The 19,199-nt window shown below is 41.3% G+C and carries 20 protein-coding genes; 3 read left to right on the plus strand and 17 right to left on the minus strand.

Going from position 1 to position 19,199, the window contains the following annotated elements:
- Window positions 1–3 precede the first annotated feature (3 nt).
- Window positions 4–465 carry a GyrI-like domain-containing protein gene (locus BO219_RS04165; RefSeq protein WP_077428514.1) on the plus strand — a complete coding sequence of 154 codons (462 nt, stop codon included), beginning with the start codon at window positions 4–6 and terminating at the stop codon, window positions 463–465.
- Between the two features lie 53 nt (window positions 466–518).
- On the opposite strand, the gene BO219_RS04170 is transcribed toward BO219_RS04165, so the two are convergent.
- The 4 genes from BO219_RS04170 to BO219_RS15010 all read right to left on the minus strand — a co-directional run bounded on the left by BO219_RS04170 (window position 519) and on the right by BO219_RS15010 (window position 4,488).
- Window positions 519–1,442 carry an AEC family transporter gene (locus BO219_RS04170; protein WP_077428515.1) on the minus strand — a complete coding sequence of 308 codons (924 nt, stop codon included), beginning with the start codon at window positions 1,440–1,442 and terminating at the stop codon, window positions 519–521.
- Window positions 1,443–1,502: 60 nt separating this feature from the next.
- Entirely contained in the window at window positions 1,503–2,942 is a 1,440-nt protein-coding gene (locus tag BO219_RS04175; RefSeq protein ID WP_077428516.1) for an aldehyde dehydrogenase family protein, read from the minus strand.
- 149 nt (window positions 2,943–3,091) lie between these two features.
- The gene (locus tag BO219_RS15005) at window positions 3,092–4,270 is read right to left on the minus strand and encodes a cryptochrome/photolyase family protein (RefSeq protein WP_268915856.1); all 1,179 of its coding nucleotides are present in this window, start codon (window positions 4,268–4,270) and stop codon (window positions 3,092–3,094) included.
- Window positions 4,225–4,488, minus strand: a complete 264-nt coding sequence (locus tag BO219_RS15010; protein WP_268915857.1) for a deoxyribodipyrimidine photo-lyase — start codon at window positions 4,486–4,488, stop codon at window positions 4,225–4,227. Before BO219_RS15010 ends, BO219_RS15005 begins: the two co-directional genes overlap by 46 nt.
- 86 nt (window positions 4,489–4,574) lie before the next feature.
- Here BO219_RS15010 and BO219_RS04185 point away from each other — a divergent pair, with 86 nt between their 5' ends.
- Window positions 4,575–6,044: a phytoene desaturase family protein gene (locus BO219_RS04185; RefSeq protein WP_226373757.1), complete on the plus strand. Its 1,470-nt coding sequence runs from the start codon at window positions 4,575–4,577 to the stop codon at window positions 6,042–6,044.
- Between the two features lie 21 nt (window positions 6,045–6,065).
- Here BO219_RS04185 and BO219_RS04190 read toward each other — a convergent pair whose 3' ends face one another.
- Both BO219_RS04190 and asnB read right to left on the minus strand, forming a co-directional pair.
- A complete protein-coding gene (locus BO219_RS04190) occupies window positions 6,066–6,476 on the minus strand; it encodes a protease complex subunit PrcB family protein (RefSeq protein ID WP_077428518.1) in 411 nt (136 codons plus the stop codon).
- A gap of 93 nt (window positions 6,477–6,569) precedes the next feature.
- Complete coding sequence (gene asnB / locus BO219_RS04195) at window positions 6,570–8,462, minus strand: asparagine synthase (glutamine-hydrolyzing) (RefSeq protein WP_077428519.1); 1,893 nt, start codon at window positions 8,460–8,462, stop codon at window positions 6,570–6,572.
- A 237-nt stretch (window positions 8,463–8,699) separates the two neighbouring features.
- Between asnB and BO219_RS04200 the strand changes: the two genes are divergently transcribed.
- Window positions 8,700–10,271 carry a multicopper oxidase family protein gene (locus BO219_RS04200; protein WP_077428520.1) on the plus strand — a complete coding sequence of 524 codons (1,572 nt, stop codon included), beginning with the start codon at window positions 8,700–8,702 and terminating at the stop codon, window positions 10,269–10,271.
- 101 nt (window positions 10,272–10,372) lie between these two features.
- On the opposite strand, the gene BO219_RS04205 is transcribed toward BO219_RS04200, so the two are convergent.
- The 11 genes from BO219_RS04205 to BO219_RS04255 all read right to left on the minus strand — a co-directional run bounded on the left by BO219_RS04205 (window position 10,373) and on the right by BO219_RS04255 (window position 19,154).
- A complete protein-coding gene (locus BO219_RS04205; RefSeq protein WP_077428521.1) occupies window positions 10,373–10,711 on the minus strand; it encodes a HepT-like ribonuclease domain-containing protein in 339 nt (112 codons plus the stop codon).
- A complete protein-coding gene (locus tag BO219_RS04210; protein WP_077428933.1) occupies window positions 10,695–10,970 on the minus strand; it encodes a nucleotidyltransferase family protein in 276 nt (91 codons plus the stop codon). The genes BO219_RS04205 and BO219_RS04210 overlap by 17 nt, the downstream gene beginning before the upstream one ends.
- A 445-nt stretch (window positions 10,971–11,415) precedes the next feature.
- Window positions 11,416–11,619, minus strand: a complete 204-nt coding sequence (gene copZ / locus BO219_RS04215; RefSeq protein WP_077428934.1) for a copper chaperone CopZ — start codon at window positions 11,617–11,619, stop codon at window positions 11,416–11,418.
- Window positions 11,620–11,640: 21 nt separating this feature from the next.
- Window positions 11,641–14,037, minus strand: coding sequence for a heavy metal translocating P-type ATPase (locus BO219_RS04220; protein ID WP_077428522.1), 2,397 nt, complete (start codon window positions 14,035–14,037; stop codon window positions 11,641–11,643).
- A gap of 15 nt (window positions 14,038–14,052) precedes the next feature.
- Window positions 14,053–14,364: a metal-sensing transcriptional repressor gene (locus tag BO219_RS04225; RefSeq protein WP_077428523.1), complete on the minus strand. Its 312-nt coding sequence runs from the start codon at window positions 14,362–14,364 to the stop codon at window positions 14,053–14,055.
- A gap of 98 nt (window positions 14,365–14,462) precedes the next feature.
- The gene (locus BO219_RS04230; RefSeq protein ID WP_077428524.1) at window positions 14,463–14,663 is read right to left on the minus strand and encodes an SHOCT domain-containing protein; all 201 of its coding nucleotides are present in this window, start codon (window positions 14,661–14,663) and stop codon (window positions 14,463–14,465) included.
- Between the two features lie 25 nt (window positions 14,664–14,688).
- A complete protein-coding gene (locus tag BO219_RS04235) occupies window positions 14,689–15,417 on the minus strand; it encodes an urease accessory protein UreH domain-containing protein (protein WP_077428525.1) in 729 nt (242 codons plus the stop codon).
- A gap of 113 nt (window positions 15,418–15,530) precedes the next feature.
- Window positions 15,531–16,505 carry a F510_1955 family glycosylhydrolase gene (locus BO219_RS04240; protein WP_077428526.1) on the minus strand — a complete coding sequence of 325 codons (975 nt, stop codon included), beginning with the start codon at window positions 16,503–16,505 and terminating at the stop codon, window positions 15,531–15,533.
- 57 nt (window positions 16,506–16,562) lie between these two features.
- The gene (locus BO219_RS04245) at window positions 16,563–17,117 is read right to left on the minus strand and encodes a TVP38/TMEM64 family protein (RefSeq protein WP_077428527.1); all 555 of its coding nucleotides are present in this window, start codon (window positions 17,115–17,117) and stop codon (window positions 16,563–16,565) included.
- Window positions 17,102–17,776 (minus strand): response regulator transcription factor, encoded by a 675-nt coding sequence (locus BO219_RS04250; RefSeq protein WP_077428528.1) that lies wholly within the window; start codon window positions 17,774–17,776, stop codon window positions 17,102–17,104. Before BO219_RS04250 ends, BO219_RS04245 begins: the two co-directional genes overlap by 16 nt.
- Window positions 17,754–19,154, minus strand: coding sequence for a sensor histidine kinase (locus tag BO219_RS04255; protein WP_077428529.1), 1,401 nt, complete (start codon window positions 19,152–19,154; stop codon window positions 17,754–17,756). Before BO219_RS04255 ends, BO219_RS04250 begins: the two co-directional genes overlap by 23 nt.
- Between the last annotated feature and the right edge of the window lie 45 nt (window positions 19,155–19,199).

The following is a 19,199-nucleotide window of genomic DNA, read 5'->3' on the forward strand; positions in this document are numbered from 1 at the left end:
AACATGGAGCACAAAATTGAGACGATTCCATTTGAATTAACCATTGTAGGAAAAGGGTACCGCGTGAAAACAGACGAAGCATTCCAAATGATTCCTTCGCTTTGGGCTCATGCCGAACAAGATGGATTTATGCAAAAACTGATCGATCTCTCATGGGAGCATCCAAAATGCACACTTGAAGGGCTGTTGGGTGTTTGTGGGGAAGAAGCTAAAATAACAGACGAACAGTTTACTTATTTTATGGGAATACGTTATGATGGGGAAGTTCCGAGCGATATGCAATATATGACGATCAAACATGACACGTGGGTGGTGATTTCAAACGTAACTGAGGCGTGGAATCAATTATATGAATGGCTTCCTTTTTCTCAATATGAACTTGCTGATGCTCCGTGTATTGAATGTTATTATGCACCGGATCATCTTCCTGAAAATGAATTATGGGTTCCTGTTATACGTAAATAACCGAACAAACATAGCCAAAGGAGCGGGAGCAGAGCACTCCTTTGGCATGCAAGTTAAAAACAAACACGGGCAAGCCCGATGACACCCGATACCGTCAGTGGACTGAGTAACGTAGATAAAAATACAGCTTGAGCAGCATACTCTGGATGATGATTATATTCTAATGCGTACAACGCTGTGTTTCGTGAACAAGGATATGCACTAGCGATGAGTAGTGCTTGAGCTGTCGTCCCTTTGATATGTAAAAGTGAAACGATTAAAAAAGCGATCAAAGGAGATAAAATGAGACGACTACCAATCGTTATAAACATAAGACGAGGAAGCCGCTTCATATTCATATAGGCGAGTTGAGCACCTAACGTCAGCAAAGCAATCGCCAAAAAGGCATCGGCTACACGTTCGAGCGGCTGCCAAATAAACGATGGTATTGGAATATGAGCGAATCGAAACATCACACCGAGAATAAGTGCGTAAATAATTGGATTTTTTAAAAATTCACGAGTCATTTTCCCTTTATGTTTACTTGCCGAAATAAACTGAAACAATCCATACGTGTTCGTTAAAAAGTTTTGAAAAATCGTTACGACTATTTGGATCGACAAACCTAGCGGCTCTTGGCGAAAAATAAGTTGACTGACTGGGATACCAAAATTACCAGAATTGTTAAGAACGATTGTATTTTGAAACGTTGCCCCCAAACTTCGATCAAGCTTTAGCCATCTTGCCATCATCGCACTAAGCATAATAAGCGTCCCATTTTGTAGAACGAGAAAAAAGAGGATGTTCAACAACACATCACTTGTTATGTCGCTCTCATAAACGTTTACGAATCCAACTGCCGGAAGCAAAAAATATGTCGTTATTTTTGACAACGTATTCATATCAAAATGAAATAACCGATGCAAATACGCCCCTGCGCCAATCAACAAAAACAACGGTAAAATGACGTCAACAACTATGTGGATGAAAATGGTCAAGAAAAACACCCCTTTTCGACGGGAAACCCCGTACCACCATCTGATAGTACGGGTAAAACATTACCGATTCCGATTAAAGATAATCAGCTTTAATTCTGTCATTTCTTCGATTGCATATCGAATACCTTCGCGCCCAAATCCGCTTTCTTTTACCCCACCATACGGCATATGATCGACACGAAACGTTGGAATATCGTTAATAATCACCCCTCCGACATGCAGTTTCTCCGCTGCTTCCCAAGCAGTATGAACGTTGTCTGTATAGATGCCGGCTTGTAACCCGTAGCGTGAATCGTTGACAAGATCAATCGCTTCGTCGACGGAAGACACTTGATTAATCAAAACAATTGGCGCAAATACTTCTTGGCACGATACTTTCATCGTTGGCGCCGCATCTAAAATGACCGTTGGCAACAAAATATTTCCTTGTCTCTCCCCACCAATGGCAACAACAGCACCACCTCGTTTCGCTTCTTCAATCCACTCTAGCGAACGCTCGACATCTTTTTCAGAAATAAGAGCCGAAATGTCTGTCTTCGGATCAAGCGGGTCACCAAGTTTCAACTGCTTCACCGCTGCCACAAACTTTTCGACGAATTCTTTATACCGTTTTTCATGCACGTAAATACGTTGCAACGAAATGCACACTTGCCCTTGGAACGAGAAAGCACCGACAACGCACCGCGGAATGATTCGTTCGATATCGACTTGTTCATCGATAATAACCGCTGAGTTTGACCCTAACTCTAGCGTGACGCGTTTTAAGCCAGCTTTGTTACGAATAGCAATCCCTACTTCTGGACTTCCTGTAAATGTGATCATGCGAACACGTGAATCTGTCACAATTTGATCGCCAACTGTTTTTCCGCTTCCGGTCACGACATTAAGCGCCCCGTTTGGCAGTCCTGCCTGCTCAAATAATTCGGCAATAAAGTAGGCAGAAAGCGGCGTTTGGCTCGCAGGTTTCAATACAACGGTGTTTCCTGCTGCAATCGCAGGACCTAGTTTATGTGCTACTAAATTCATCGGAAAATTAAACGGCGTAATCGCCCCAATCACCCCAATCGGTTCTCTGACCGTAAAAGCGACACGATGTTCCCCGCCCGGCGCAGCATCGAGCGGAATCGTCTCCCCATGAATTCGCTTCGCCTCTTCCGCCGCAAATTTATACGTTTGAATTGTCCGAGCTACTTCCGCTTTAGCGGTCGTGATCGGTTTTGCAGCTTCTTTCGCAATGATCGTAGCCGCTTCGTTTGCGCGTTGTTGCAATAAAGCTACCACTTTCTCTAAAATCGCCGCCCGCTCGTGTGCCGGCATTTTCGCCATCACTTGCCGCGCTTCATACGCAGCCGCAATCGCCTGCTTGACATCACGTTCTGTCGCAAGCGGAATCTCCGCTAACACTTCACTAGAATACGGGGATAAAAGCTTAGTGTACATCTTTGCTTCGACCCATTCGCCGTTAATATAAAACTTCTTTCTTTCGATTGCTGTTCTCATCCCATTTTCCTCCATTCCTTTTGATGACATACGTCCGACATCGATGATAGTTATTTCTATTCTTTTTTCTTGTTTTATAATCCTTCACAAAATTGATTGACTAATGACGAAAAAGATAAAAGCCCACTTCATCAAGCAGGCTTTTATACTCACTCATTCATCCGAAACAACGCAATCGCACGTTGACGTTGCAGTTGATGATCGACAGTTGGCGCAGGGTAATCGGTTTTGATATTGCTTTTCCATGGCTCATGAATATACAGCGAAGGGAAAGACGCAAGTTCTTGTACATACGTGCGAATATACGTGCCATCAGGATCAAACTTTTTTGATTGTTCAATCGGGTTAAAGACACGAAAATATAGCACAGCATCCGCCCCGACTGAAGCTGCCCATTGCCATCCCCCAATATTTGATGCTTCATCATAGTCGATTAACATGTGCTGAAAATATTGCTCGCCCATGCGCCAATCGATCAAATAATCTTTTGTTAAAAACGATGCCGCAATCATGCGAAGACGATTGTGCATCCACCCTTCTTCTTTTAATTGACGCATTCCTGCATCAACGAGTGGAAAACCTGTTTTTCCTTCTTTCCAAGCTTCGAATCGTTCATCATCACGCGACCAAGGAAGATGACGATACTTTTCAATAAACGCTTCCGTTTTTGTAAAAGGAAAATGTGCATAAATCATATGATAAAAATCGCGCCACGCTAGCTCTTTTATGTACGTTTCTACCGCTTCATCATGGCCGTTTCCAAATTGTTGCGCAACCGCATGAAACACGGTGCGAATCGAAATCGTCCCTGTTTTGATATGCGGAGATAAACGACTTGTCCCTGTAACGCTCGGAATATCTCGTTTCCGATGATAATATGGGAGTGCCGTATCGATAAACTGCTGTAAAACATGTAAAGCATCTTGTTCGCTCGTACGTTCCCAACGTTTTGTACATTGCGAAAGCCACATCGTAAACGCCCGCTCGTCATCTTCAGAAATCGGTGTCATATGCAACATATGTTCACGTAGTAGCGCCATGTCAACGGAACTCGGAAACCGCTTCGGACGTTTTCGCCATGCGCGGTAATATGGTGTATATACTTTATAAGGCGTTCCATCTGCTTTTAGTACCTCAAATGCCCCGTGCAAATGTGCATCATCATATGCATATACGTCAACCCCATATTTCTGCAAAAACGTGCGGACATAATCATCCCGCTCTTTCCCACGCCCAACCTCGTCTTTATTAAAAAAGATGGCGTTCATGTGTGTACGGCTGATTAGTCGAACAAACACATCGTCAATATCTCCATGCAAAATGTGCACATGTATCCCATATAGATGACGCAACATTTGCCGAAATTGCTCAACGGTTTGAAAAAATATTCATGATGGTACGTTCGTTCTTTTGCGGAATGAGAATCGAAGTGAAAGAAAAAAAGAAGCTTTCCTTGTCTTTCTTTCGCCCAATGAAGCGCATGAACGAGCGCTGTATGATCGTGCAGACGAAAATCTCGGCGAAACCAAACAACTGCTGTATGCATATATCCCATCCTTTCATCTTTTACACGTTCTTATTGTACAACATTTGTTTAATAATTGTATAATAAAATAAAAATAAAAAAAGAAGGTGACTATATTGTACGATGTCATTATCATTGGAACAGGATTTGGAGGAATAACAGCAAGTGCGCTTCTTGCGAAAAAAGGATATCACACCTTGACATTTGAAGCTGCAAACGAACTCGGCGGATGTGCAGGAAAATTTGAACGACAGTCGTTTTGTTTTCAAGCAGGAGCAACGCTTGGGATGGGCTTTGAAGAAAACGGTGTGTTTTCAAAGTTGTTTCATGAACTCGACATATCTCCTCTTCCTGTTCATTTATTAGATACAATTATGGACGTACATTTTCCCGATCGGACGATTCGTTATTACCAGCAAAAAGAACGTTGGTTTGAAGAAATTGCACAACAATTCCCAAAAGATAGCGCAGCCATCGTCCACTTTTTTGAAGAAATGTTTTCTCTGGCGGACGCACTACTTTCTTTTGTATACGAACGACCGATGATCCCACCAAAAACAATGAAACATATATTCGAAGCGCTACAAAAAGCTGATCGAAAATTATTGCGCGCCACACCATTTTTATTTCAATCGATTGCGAAACGCCTCGAACATTATGGCATTCGTGACGAGACATTCATTGCCTTTTTAAACGGCCAACTCGTTGATAGTGTACAAACAACGGTTGAACGTTGTCCCGCTTTGCTTGGTGCCGTTGCCTTAAGCATCTTTCATCGTGGAGCGTTTTACGTGGAGGGAGGGCTTGCTACTGTTGTTGATGCACTTGCAGAACGTTACAAGCAACTTGGCGGAGAGCTACGGATGCGTGAAAAAGTCATTTCTATTCGCAAAGAGCGCCATTGGCTCGTGACGACAAACCGAAAACAAACATATGAAGCGAAACATGTTGTATTTAACGGCTCTGTCCATAGTATTTTTGCCATTTTAGATGATTCTATTAAATGTACATTTTCGATTCGTGAAGAAAAAGAAAAAAAGCGCCCGGCTTGGGGAGCGTTTACAATTTACATGGGAGTAGACGACAGCTTTCAGACAGATAGCTTATACCACCAATTTATCGTCGATCGAACAAAACCGATGAGTGAAGGAAATCAATTTCTATTGTCCGCTTCCGCACCGTTCGATCAACAAATGGCACCTGTTGGGAAACGTTCTATAACTATTTCTACCCATACAGAACCACTTCATTGGTGGAATCGTCATGCGTATGATGAACAGAAAAAGATGCTTACAGAACAAATATTGCAACGTGTCAGCAAAACATTCCCTTTGACAAATGTGCATATCCAACTGATTGGTACCCCTGTGACATTTGCTCGCTTTACACACCGGGCGTTCGGAAAGGTAGGAGGATATATTCCAAACGGTGTCTTCAGTTTATTGTCTACGTATGCACCGCAAACGAATGTCGAAGGACTTTGGCTTTGCGGCGATACTGTATTTCCAGGTGCAGGCTCGCTCGGTTGCGCATTATCAGGATGGATTGTAGCGGATGCGATTACCGCAGACAAATAGCTCTATGCACGAAACATAGAGCTATTTTTTCTTTATTTCAATCGGAATCGCTGTTTTTATTTTGATAGCGACTTTCGGATACGTTAACGCTTGTGTGACGATTGCATCTGGTGCTGGCTTTTGTTCTTTATAATAGACAATTGCTTTGCCTTTTTTATATCGGACCTCAATCACTTCAACCCCATATCCACCTGTTTTTCTTTCCCCGAGATGAATAATCGCATACGTGACATCATCTTGTTTAACGGTGTACGTTTGAAATTGTTTATGCTGTTTTTCATACAATGCTTTCATATGCTGTGGAAGCTGTTCAACTGTAATCACTTCGTATGCGATGTGATCTCCTTCTTTATACGCCTCTTGTTTTTCTGCTTTCGATACATGACAAGCAGAAAGAAAAAAACTCATAACCACAATCATCCATTTTTTCATTTTCGTATTCCCCTTTTTTATATTATTGTATGCATAAAACGCAATAAAAAAGGAGCTCCTAGATAAAAAGAAGCTCCGAACATAACTAACCATTTACACGAACAGTTTTATTTTTTCTTCTTCATTCATAAAGTGATATTTTTTCTCGACATACACTTGATGCCAAACCATGAAAGTGAGTACTGTCCATACTTTCCGACTATGATCCGCTTTGTTTTGACAATGTTCCTCTAGCAGACGATACAATACATCTTTATGAAATAGATGATCTGTTTCACTTTCTTTTATCGTACGTTTCGCCCAGTCATATATTTCATCTTTTAACCAATGCCGAATAGGAACAGGAAAGCCTAGCTTTTTGCGATGTAAAACATGATCCGGAACAATTCCTTCTGCTGCTTTTCGCAAAATATACTTGGTTGTTTTATTTTTGACTTTCATTTCTGGGGCGATTTTCGTGGCTACTTCGAATACTTTTTTATCAAGAAAAGGGACGCGCAGTTCTAAAGAATGAGCCATTGTCATTTTATCTGCCTTCAACAAAATATCGCCTCGCAACCATGTATGAATATCAATATGTTGCATTCGGTTGATCGGAGGATATCCTTCTGTTTCGTGATAAAACGGTGCGGTAATGTTGGTGTATGATACATTTGGATCATATACTTTCAACAATTCTCTCTTTTCCCGCTCACTATACATCTTTGCATTGCCAATGTAACGTTGTTCGATTGGAGTGATCCCACGTTCAATAAAACTTTTCCCCTTTACCCCGTCTGGCAATACTTTTGCGATCATCGCTAAAATAGATCGTATGAAACTCGGGATTTTCTCGAATATTTGTAAAGATTTTGGTTCGTGATAAATGTTATATCCCCCGAACAACTCATCCGCCCCTTCACCAGAAAGAACAACGGTTACATGTTTTCTAGCCTCTCTTGCTACGAAATAAAGAGGGACGGCTGCAGGATCTGCTAATGGATCGTCCATGTGCCATATAATTTTCGGCAATTCCTCCACATATTCGTCTGGAGAAATGATGTAACTGATGTTTTCAACTCCTAACTTTTCTGCCGTTTCTTTTGCTACATCAATTTCATTAAATCCTTCTCTCGCAAATCCAACTGAAAATGTTTTGATATGCGGATGAAATTGTTTTGCAATAGCTACAATAAGCGAAGAATCAATTCCTCCTGACAAAAATGAGCCGACCGGAACATCGCTACGCATATGAATACTTACCGAATCAAACAACACTTGTCGAATTTCTTTGACGAGTTCACTTTCCGATTGATTAATTGGATGAAATGTAGCCTTCCAATAGCGCTGGATATTTAATTTTTCTCCTATTTTTTTCTTCATATAATGTCCAGGTTCTAGCTTACGAATGTGAGCAGACATTGTCAATGGCTCTGGAACATATTGAAAGGTTAAATAATGTTGCAAAGCTTCATGATTTAGTTCGTCGTGTTCAAGAGCATATAAAATGCTTTTCTTTTCAGAAGCGACAAACAGATGATCGTCTTTTTCTACATAAAAAAAAGGTTTAATTCCGAACGGGTCACGTGCTGCAAAAATTTCTTTCTCTTGTTTATCCCAAATCACAAATGCAAACATGCCACGAAGTTTATTTACCACGTTTTCTTTTTCAATACTATATAAAGCAACGATCACTTCTGTATCAGAATGGGTAGAAAACGAACACCCTTTCTTGATTAATTCGTCACGCAACTCGACGTAGTTGTAAATTTCCCCGTTAAATATAATCCAATATCTCTCATTTTCATAACATAGTGGCTGATGTCCACTTTCAAGGTCAATAATACTTAAACGTCGAAATCCAAAACTTACATGCTCATCAAAAAAATAGCCATAATCATCCGGACCACGATGAGTGATCAGATCGTTCATGTTTTGGAACGTTTCTTTCCAGTTACTATTTATCTCTTTCGGAACATCAGAGATATAGCCAACAAAACCACACATCCTACAGTTTCCTCCATCTAGTCGTCATTTTGCACATGAGAATGATTAAACTTGCTGTTTCGTTTTTGCTATTTTATTTAAACAATAAAATGTGGAGAAATGATGAACAAAAACTCTCATTCACATAAAAGACTATACCATAAATTTTGACCACTGTCTTTATAAGCTTTTCTCCATACATTTTGCACATTTCTTTTTTATGATGATGTTACGATACAAGTTTATGGAGGGAAAGCGATGAAGAAATTATGGTTAGGAACCGTATTGGTAGGAGTCATTGCGCTGAGTGCAGCTTGCTCTAATTCGATGCCAGGACATGATATGTCCAACATGCATACGAAAAAAGAAACAAATTCCAATAAAGAGAAATTGCCTTTGGTAACCGATACAGAAGTGTTATCTGGGAAAGAGATTCACCTTACTGCAAAGGAAGCGTTATTACAAATCAACGATCAAATCAAACTTCCGGTATACACGTATAATGGTTCTGTACCTGGTGCGCAAATTCGCGTAAAACAAGGCGATCACGTAAAAATTGTCTTTACAAACAAGCTTCCTGAACCAACAGCCATTCATTGGCATGGCTATCCTGTTCCAAATAACCAAGATGGAGTACCGGGTGTCACGATGAACGCCATTCAACCAGGGGAAACGTTTACGTATGAATTTACCGCAACCGTGCCGGGAACGTATTGGTATCATTCCCATCAAAAAAGCGCCGAGCAAGTAGACAAAGGATTATACGGTACATTAATCGTAGAACCGAAAGAGGAAGAAAAAGTCGATCGCGATTACACGCTTGTATTCGATGAATGGATGAGCGACCCGAACGCTGAAAGCAATATGAACATGAATATGAGTGGCATGGATCATAGTAATATGGGACATGGAAATAGTTCCGATGGCCAACAAATGGATATGAACAGCATGGGACATAACATGAATATGTACGATATTTTCACGATTAACGGAAAAAGCGGGACTGCTGTCCAACCGTTAAAAGTGAAAAAAGGCGAAAAAGTGCGACTTCGTCTTGTCAATGCAGGATATCTGTCCCATAAACTCCACCTACATGGACATGAGTTTAAAATTGTCGCAACAGACGGCCAACCGTTAAAGAACCCGCAACCAATCAAAGATGAACTGTTGAATATCGCTCCCGGTGAGCGCTACGACATTGAGTTTATCGCCAATAACCCGGGTGAATGGTTACTAGAATGTCACGGGAATATGAAAGGTACCGATGGCATGAAAGTGAAAATTCAATACGAAGGACAAGCAAGCAACACGGACAAAGCGAACGCAAAAGAAAACCTTCCTGTCGTGGATATGACAACATACGGAAAATATGAAACAGGTCCATTTACGTTAGACGAAAAATATGATGTAGAGTACACAATGGATTTAGGAACCGCTATGGGCAAAAATGGCATGATTTTCACGATTAATGGTAAAACGTATCCTGACACAGCGCCTATTAATGTGAAGACAGGAGATTTAGTAAAAGTCAGAATTGTGAACAATTCACCAAAAGATGTACATCCGATGCATTTACACGGACATTTCTTCGAAGTATTAAGCAAAAACGGCAAGCCAGTCACAGGCGCTCCATTGATTAAGGATTCGTTAAATGTAAACCCTGGTGAAGAATATGTCGTCGCGTTTAAAGCGGATAATCCTGGAAATTGGATGTTCCATTGCCATGACTTGCATCATGCTTCAGCGGGAATGGTCACAGAAGTAAAATATACCGATTACAAATCGGACTATACCCCAGATCCGAATGACACAACGAATAAAGGGGAATAAAAAAGCTGAAGGTGCTGATCAAAAACGCGAATGCGTCTTGGGATCAGCACCTTTTGAATAACAAGCTATTCCCAAACAGCGCATATGGTTTGAATTGAAATCTAACTTTCATTTAGCAATCGTTCAACGTGCTGTTTTAATACAGGAATCTTATTTCGAACAACATCCCAAACAATTCGGTAATTAATGGAGAAATAACCATGGATCATCATATCCCTCATGCCAGCCATCTTTCTCCACTCGATATGTGGGGATGCCTGTCTAATTTCGTCTGGAATGTTTTTTGCTACTTCTCCGATTACTAATATGTTTTTAATGACCGCATCTGATATTAAATCATTATCTAGAAAGTCATCATAAGAAAGCCCTTGGGTGTACTTCTCAATTTTTTCTGCAGCGACCAAAATATCTTGCAAAAAGACGCTAGGATCCCTCTGCATACTTAGCACCTCTTAAAATAATTGGCTTTAATGCCGGCTTAATATCATCTACAATCACTAAATCCACTGTTTTTTGAAAATGATCTTCCAAACTCAGTTTCAACCCCATATAATGATCAAACGTCATTGCATCATCCATAAATTCTACTAACACATCAATGTCACTCGATTCCCTTTGTTCTCCCCGACTGTACGAGCCAAATAACCCGATTCGCTTCACACCATACTTTTTCTTCCATAAATCTAAACATTTCGACATTTCATTAAGGATGTCTTGCTGCGATAGCAAATAAATCCCCCCTTTTTTCCGCGCCTGTTATTTTCATTATAACATCCCGCTTTCCCGATATGCTTCAAGAAGAAAAAACTTTCCCCAGCCGAGAACTCGCTTAGGCGGTAAAAAAGTGCCCCGTCATCACTTCGGGACACCTTCCGTATGTTATTGTTTTTGCTAACATAAAATTGAGCCACTTCGCTCGTAAAAACGTGAGCCACTCCATTTCCATCGAAAACACCGTCTTGATATGGAGTGAGAGGCATGATAGGCTTGTTGCCTATCGAAACACCTTGATGTGTCGCCTTTCGAGTGAAATCATGCCTCTAGAGGCTCCATGTCAAGACGCCACAGATTTACCATTTATCAATTTTTAAGTGGCTCACAAGGATGTAATCGGAGTGGCTCAAAATTCAATTAGCAAATACAGTTATTTCACATCATATCCTTGCTCTTCAATCGCTTCTTTCAGTTTTTCTACGCTGACCTTTGTTTCATCATACTCGACATCGACCGTACCTTCTTGCAAATGTACTTCGACACGGCTGACGCCATCTAGCTCTTGAAGGGCATTTGTCACCGCTGCTTTGCAATGTCCGCATGTCATTCCTTGTACTTGTAATGTAATCGTCATCATCTATTCCTCCTTAAATGTTTATATTTTCACGCGTTTCAAACGAAGCGCGTTTGTCACAACCGATACAGAGCTAAATGCCATCGCTGCCCCAGCGATCCATGGTTGTAATAACCCAGCTGCAGCGACTGGAATGCCAACGCTATTATAAAATAATGCCCAAAATAAGTTTTGTCGAATGTTGCGCATCGTTTGTCGGCTCAGTTCAATCGCTTGTGGAATATGCATCAAGTCACCACCAACGAGCGTTACATCTGCCGTTTCAATTGCGACATCTGCACCTGTGCCAATCGCCATCCCAATATCCGCTTTCGCAAGAGCTGGTGCGTCATTAATTCCATCACCGACCATCGCCACTCGTTTCCCTTGCTTTTGCAACTGTTCAACGATCGCTGCTTTCTGTTCTGGAAGCACTTCCGCATACACATATTCAATACCTACTTGCTTGGCGATAGCTTCAGCTGTTCGTTTATTGTCACCTGTCACCATATATACATCGATGCCCATTTGTTTTAATGTCGCAATCGCTTGCTTTGATGTCTCCTTGATCGTATCGGCAACAGCGATCATTCCAGCAAGCTGTCCATCGATCGCAATGAGCATGACCGTCTTTCCTTCGCTTTCAAGCTTTATCATTCGCTCCTCATGTTCGGCAATATTGACTGCACGTTCGTTCATTAACTTGCGCGTGCCGATGAGCACGTGTTTCCCGTTCACCACTGCTTCAATTCCATGCCCAACAAGCGCAGAGAAATGTGTCAACGGTTGCGCGATAATTCCGTTTTCTTTTCCGTAAGCCACAATCGCTTGTGCCAATGGATGTTCTGAAGCGCTCTCGGCCGAAACAGCATAATCGATCATGTTTTCTTGGAATGACAATACATCTGTCACTTCCGGTTTTCCTTTTGTCACTGTTCCTGTTTTATCCAGTAATACGGCATTGATTTTATGCGTTCCCTCTAGGTACTCACCTCCTTTAAAGAGAATCCCTTGTTCTGCCCCTTTACCTGTACCGACCATAATCGATGTCGGCGTTGCAAGACCGAGCGCACAAGGACACGCAATGACGAGAACGGCGATAGCCACCTCAAGCGCTTTTACCAAATCCCCCGGCGCAACAAAGAAGTACCATATAATGAATGCAACGACAGCAATGCCGACAACGATTGGGACGAAAATGCCAGAGATCGTGTCCGCCATCCGCTGAATCGGTGCTTTCGATCCTTGCGCCTCCTCAACGATTTTAATAATATTGGCAAGTGCTGTATCTTTCCCTACTTTTTCTGCGCGAATGGTCAGTACCCCATTTGTATTCATGGTTGATCCGATCACATAGTCGCCTTCCTTCTTATCAACTGGAATCGATTCACCAGTAATCATCGATTCATCTACGGAAGATGCCCCGGCGATGACCGTACCGTCTACCGGGATTTTTTCTCCTGGCTTGACAAGAATCGTATCGCCGATCACCACTTCCTCGAGCGGAACCTTTCTTTCCTCCCCGTTACGGATGACAGTCGCTTCCTTTGCCTGAAGGCTCAACAGCTTAGAGATAGCTTCTGTTGTTCGCCCTTTCGCAAGAGTCTCAAAGTATTTGCCGACAAGCACAAGCGTAATCAAGACGGCACTCGTTTCAAAATATAATCTTGGCATATATTCATGATTCCCAATCGTTCGAAAAGCTTCATACAAGCTGTAAAAGTATGCGGCTGATGTTCCAAGCGCCACGAGGACGTCCATGTTTGCGCTCTTGTTTCGCAACGCTCGGTACGCCCCGACATAGAAAGGACCGCCGATGTAAAACTGAACGGGTGTAGCTAAAAGAAGCTGGAACCACGGGTTCATCAACAGTTTCGGCATCGGCAAGCCGATATGAAACGGCATATGGGCAATCATCGTATAAAGCAGTGGCAACGATAAAATGATGGAAATTGCGAGTTGGCGTTGTTTTTGTTTCAACCGCTCTTCTTTCCGACTAGCATCATCTTGTTCTCCGTTTCGGATCTGCCCCTTGTACCCAAGCTTTTTGATTTTTTCTAAAATGTCTTCGACAGATGTAACGCCTTCCTTGTATTCGACAACAGCACTGTTTGTCGCCAAGTTTACAGCGGCGCTTGTCACACCTTCCATACGATTTAATCCTTTTTCAATCCGTGACGCACATGCCGCGCATGTCATCCCTTCAATATCGAGCGTCACTTTTTCTGTCGCAACGCCATACCCCAGATTCTCAATTTTCGTTTCGATATCGGCGATTGTTTGTTTCGATGGATCGTATTGAATCGTCGCTTTTTCCATCGCCAAATTGACATTGGCTTCTACTCCATCCATCTTATTTAGTACTTTCTCAATCCGATTGGCACACGCGGCACATGTCATGCCGGTTACCTTCAGTGTTACGGTTCTTTGTTCATCCATCCACCTTTCCCTCCCTTACTTTGAAAATTGCTTAATGACATCCATTAATTCACGAATGGATTCTTCTCCGCTTCCTTCACGGATCGCCTTGGAAACGCAATGGCTGACATGGCGTTCTAACAAATTCAATCCGACTTTATTTAACGCGGCCGTAATCGCAGAAATTTGCACTAAAATATCGATGCAATACCGATTGTCTTCGACCATTTTTTGCACCCCGCGCACTTGTCCTTCAATACGCTTCAAGCGCTTCATAATGCTTTCGATTTCCTGTTCCGTTCGTGGAACCATTTTTTTATCCATATTATGATCTTCACAATGGTTCATGAAATATCACCTCTCTGATTACATTATACCGGTAATGGGTATACAACACAACAAAAGAGATTGTTGACACATCGTTATCGTCAACAATTTTTCATCATTTATTCACATTTTTTCGACAGCCGTTCAAACTCCTCTAAAGAAATCTCTCCTTTGGCTAATCGTATTTTCAAGATTTCCATCGGAGAGAGTTCTTCTTTACGACCATTGATAAAACGATATAAGAGATAAAAACCAACGGCGATTAATACAACCCAAAATAACATCATCCCAACCATCATGAAAGAACCGCCAAACATCATTGAATTTCCCCACCTTTTCCTAACTTTAAAACCAATAAGTGATCGTATCTAATATACCAAGTAAAACCATCACGATTCCGACTGCCTTTTGAACAATCCCCCCTACTTGCCTTCCTTTTTTCATCAGAGTGCCGCTAAATCCTAAGTACCAAAGGATAAAGATAAAGAAAATAACAGGTACAGAAGTTCCAACGGCAAAGATGCTCGGTAATAGCACCCCATAAGACGTTGAATAGACGAGAGGCATGAGAGTGACAAAAAACAGCACAAACATCGTTGGACAAAAAGCTAACGAAAAGCCAAATCCCATGAAAAACGAACCGATTTTTCCTTTTCGCCATCTCTCAGGCACTTTGAACAAAGTAACGTTCCAATACATTTTAAAAAGCCCAAACAAATATAAGCCTACAAGAATGAGAATGGGACCAACGAGCTTTCTTAACCACGGAAAATACAATGTTAGCGTACTTTGAATCTCTTTCCCCATGAGCCAGACAATCAAGCCTAAACCGGAAAAAGCAACGATTTTACCGAAAATAAATAAAAGCAACTCTTTCCAAGCCATTCCTTTTTGCAAAGACTGATTACTGTATAACGTGATCACTCCTAAATTACTGGTGAGTTGGCACGGAGCCATCGCTCCCACGATACCAAGGAGAAAGGCTGACAAAATAGGAATCGCTGTCATGCTATTTGCCATATTAAGAAGCGGTTGACTTAGAAAGTTACTGATTTGACTCAAGAACGAATACACCCTTCTTCTCACCTTCTTCTTTATCTGATGTATACATTGTAGCAGTGAATTTTGTAGAAATTGTGGAGCGATATATTTTCAGTAAGCAAAAAGACATGCACCCGCATGTCTTTTTATATTTTCCCTTTCGATGCTAGTTTTGTCCAGCTTGCACCGTTATTTTTTGTCATGAAAATATCCCCATTCATCGTCGCAATCACTATTTCGTTGTCATTTTCTGGATTAGAAGTGATATACATGATATGATCTTTTTCATCCAATGCAGGAACGGAAAGAACTTCTTCTTGTTTTGTGTCTAGTGATTGTTTGATTAGGATAGGCTTATCGTTCTCTACAGCTGAAAATACAATGGATTTTTCTTGGAACGCAAACGTCGTCGTATTGATTTTTCGAGTGAACCGTTCAAACGTATTCCCATTATCTCTTGAAACAAAAATTCCTTCCGATGTACTAATTCCAACCATATTTTCATCCGTTGGGTGGGCAGCAATCGTTCCTGCAGCAGTTTGCGGTAGGCCGTTTAATTGACTTTGCGACCACGTTTTGCCGTCGTCTTTACTGTAAAATAGCCCTTGTCCGAGCGTTTTGTTTTCTTCTTGGTTCACGACATAAATCGTATGGCTTTTATAGCCTACTGCCATATAATGAAAATCAGATTCTTTATAAAACCCTAAGTTCATCAACGTTTGTCCATGATCAAGACTTTTTACAAGACCAAGTGGATTTCCTAAAGATGAACCTTCTTCCGGATGCCCTGATGAGTAAAAGCCGTCGTCTGTAGCTGAAAAGCCCATATAATCGTGTTTATTCGAAATCGTTTCATACCACTTATTATTTTGGTAAACGAGTAACCCTGCATGTGTAGCAAAGTAAACCGCATGTTGGTTACCGGCGTAACCGATTCCGTGTAAATGTTCGATCTTTCCTTCTTTTTTTTCTTTAAAGAAAGGATTATTGGTAACAGATACATTCGATTTTGCTTGTTCTTTACTTGTAATAAAGGCTTGCTCTTTTTCGTTGGATGATGAACAAGCGCTTAGAAGAAAAATGGCTGATGTCATGATGATCGCTTTCGTCATTTTTGTCATGATTGATTCTCCTTTGTATGAACGTAGAGTTTGCATATGCAAGATGTAATGGGGCGTTTACGTCTTGTTCTGAACAACTTTTTTCCAAGTAAACAGAAATAAAAAAACAGCAAAAACAGTCGATATCACTTTCCCTTGCCATGTCCAATTCATCACTTGATACACCGAGTATGCTTCTAACAAAAGGGCTGGGAGCTTTCCAAGCGAGCTAGCGACTGTAAAAAGAAGGAGCGACATGCGCCCGATCGCTGCCACAAACGTCACAAGTCCTGACGGAACAAAAGGAAGAAGACGCAAAGACAAAACAAGCGAAAAGGCTTCTACCCCTTCTGCCTCAAGCAAACGTTTGACTTTCGGATAGGAAAGCCATTTCGTTTCCGAAAGTTTCCGAAAACCTTTTCTATACAACAGAAACGAAACAATTGCGCCAACCGCTTCCCCCACAAACGATAAAAAGGTACCTTTCCAAAAGCCAAATACCGCCAAGTTAGCAGCAGTGAGAAAAACGCTCGGAACAACGCCTAAAATACTAATCACGATATTGATTGCGATGCTGATGAGAAAAGCGATCGATGGATACGTATGAAATAAAGCAATTACTTGCTCTTCCATTTATATCCTACACCCCAAACGGTCTGCAAACATTCATCGATTGGAAAACCAGCTTGACGGAGCTTTTCGCGAATATTTTTCACATGTGAATCGACAGTTCGTTCTTCCGTATTGGCGTTATATCCCCATAATGTCACGATCAGTTGCTCTCGACTAAATACGCGATTTGGATTTTTGAGAAAAAGTCCTAAAATCGCAAACTCTTTTGGCGTGAGAAAAATATCGTGCCCAGCGTATTGAACTTTATGCTGCCCCTCATCCCAAACTAAGCCATGAAACTCCAGTTTCGTTTGTTTTCCGACCGAACGGCGCAATACCGCCTCGATCCGAGCAAGCAATTCGGACTCGTCAAACGGTTTTGTAATATAATCATCTGCACCGATCTTTAGTCCTTGGACAACGTCTGTCGTTTCCCCTCTTGCGGTGACCATAATAATCGGAACGTCCGAAAACTCTCGTATTTGTTTGCACGTTTCCCACCCGTCCATCTCTGGCATCATCACATCAAGCAAAACGAGATCCGCTTTATTATTTTCTAAATAGCGGATCGCCGCTATTCCTGACTCGCATTTCACACAACGATACACGTTTGGGATCAAATACAACTCTAGTAAATCCAACATTCGTTTTTCGTCATCAACTAGTAATATCGTATACATGTTCATCTCCCTTCGGTAACGTAATGATCATCGTCGTCCCTTTTCCGAATTGGCTCGTGGCGAAAATCGAACCGCCGTGCGCTTCGACAATTTCTTTCACAATCGCCAATCCTAATCCTGTCCCTCCACTTGTTCTCGATCTTGACTTGTCGACCCGATAAAATCGTTCAAAAACATAAGGCAAATCCGCTTCAGGAATTCCTATTCCTTCATCGGAAATAGCGATCATCACATTATTTTTCTCCATTCTCCCATCAATGGAAACGGTAGAGCCTTGATGCGAATATTTTAACGCATTGTCTAAAAGGTTGATCATCACTTGTTCAAAACGCTGCCGATCAATATGGACAGTAATGTCTTCAACACAGCGGTAGACAAGCGCCATATTTTTCGCCTGAAACGCGGGATACATTTTCTCGTATACTTTTTTTAAAAAAAGGCAAAGCGGGGTTGGCTCTTTCTCGATTTGAAACGAATGTTGATCCATTTTCGCAAGCTCAAACAAGTCTTTCACTAATTTTTGCATATGCTCTGCTTCCTCATAAATAATGGACAAATATTTTGCTCTTTCTTCCTCCTCAAGCGTTGGCCTTCTTGCAATGTCCGCATATCCTTTGACGTACGTCAACGGAGTACGAAGTTCGTGAGAAATACTGGCGAGAAATTCGTTTCTTTCTTTTTTTAAGTATTCTAAATCCTTTGCCAACGTTTGAATCGCTTTACCTAGCTGTGCCAGCTCGTCTTTTCCTTTTACTTGCAGACGAACGGAGAAATCGCCCTTGCTTAGCTTTTCAGTCGCTCGCTTCATACGAATGAGCGGAATCGTAATGGCTCTTGATAAGAAGAAAATGGTGATAATCGTTAAACCGACAGAAAGCATGCCCGCAATGATAAAATGATGCTTCAGCTGATTAATCATGCGTTGAATGGAAGAAGTTTTTTGAAACATATACACATAACCAGTAATTTTTCCATTAATCCGAATTGGACTGGCTGTAGCAATATATCGCTCGTTTTTCCAATTGTCTTGAATGACTTTTCCATCGTATGGAATATCGTTCAACTTCGTCTGATCAATCCATCGCTTTGCTATTTGGAAAATATGATCTGAAAAATATAATATATCGCCTTTTTCATTTGTAATCGCAACATCCGTCTCCGCCTCAGATTCCATCATGACGACATGTTGCAACGTTATTTCATCATAATGACTTTCCAATACTGCACGGTGATTATTGCCTCGCGCTAATAAATGTTCAAATTCTTCGTGGATTTTTGCGTCGACAAGCGTTACATATAACGCAGTAAATAAGCTCATTTCAATGGCAAACACAAAAACAAAAAACAACAGCCCTAATTTAAGCGAAATTTTTCGCACAAATATTCCTTCCTCACTTATTTTTTTCTTCATTATAACAGAAAA

This window comes from Anoxybacillus kestanbolensis (assembly GCF_001996285.1).
Classification (GTDB): Bacteria; Bacillota; Bacilli; order Bacillales; family Anoxybacillaceae; genus Anoxybacillus; species Anoxybacillus kestanbolensis_A.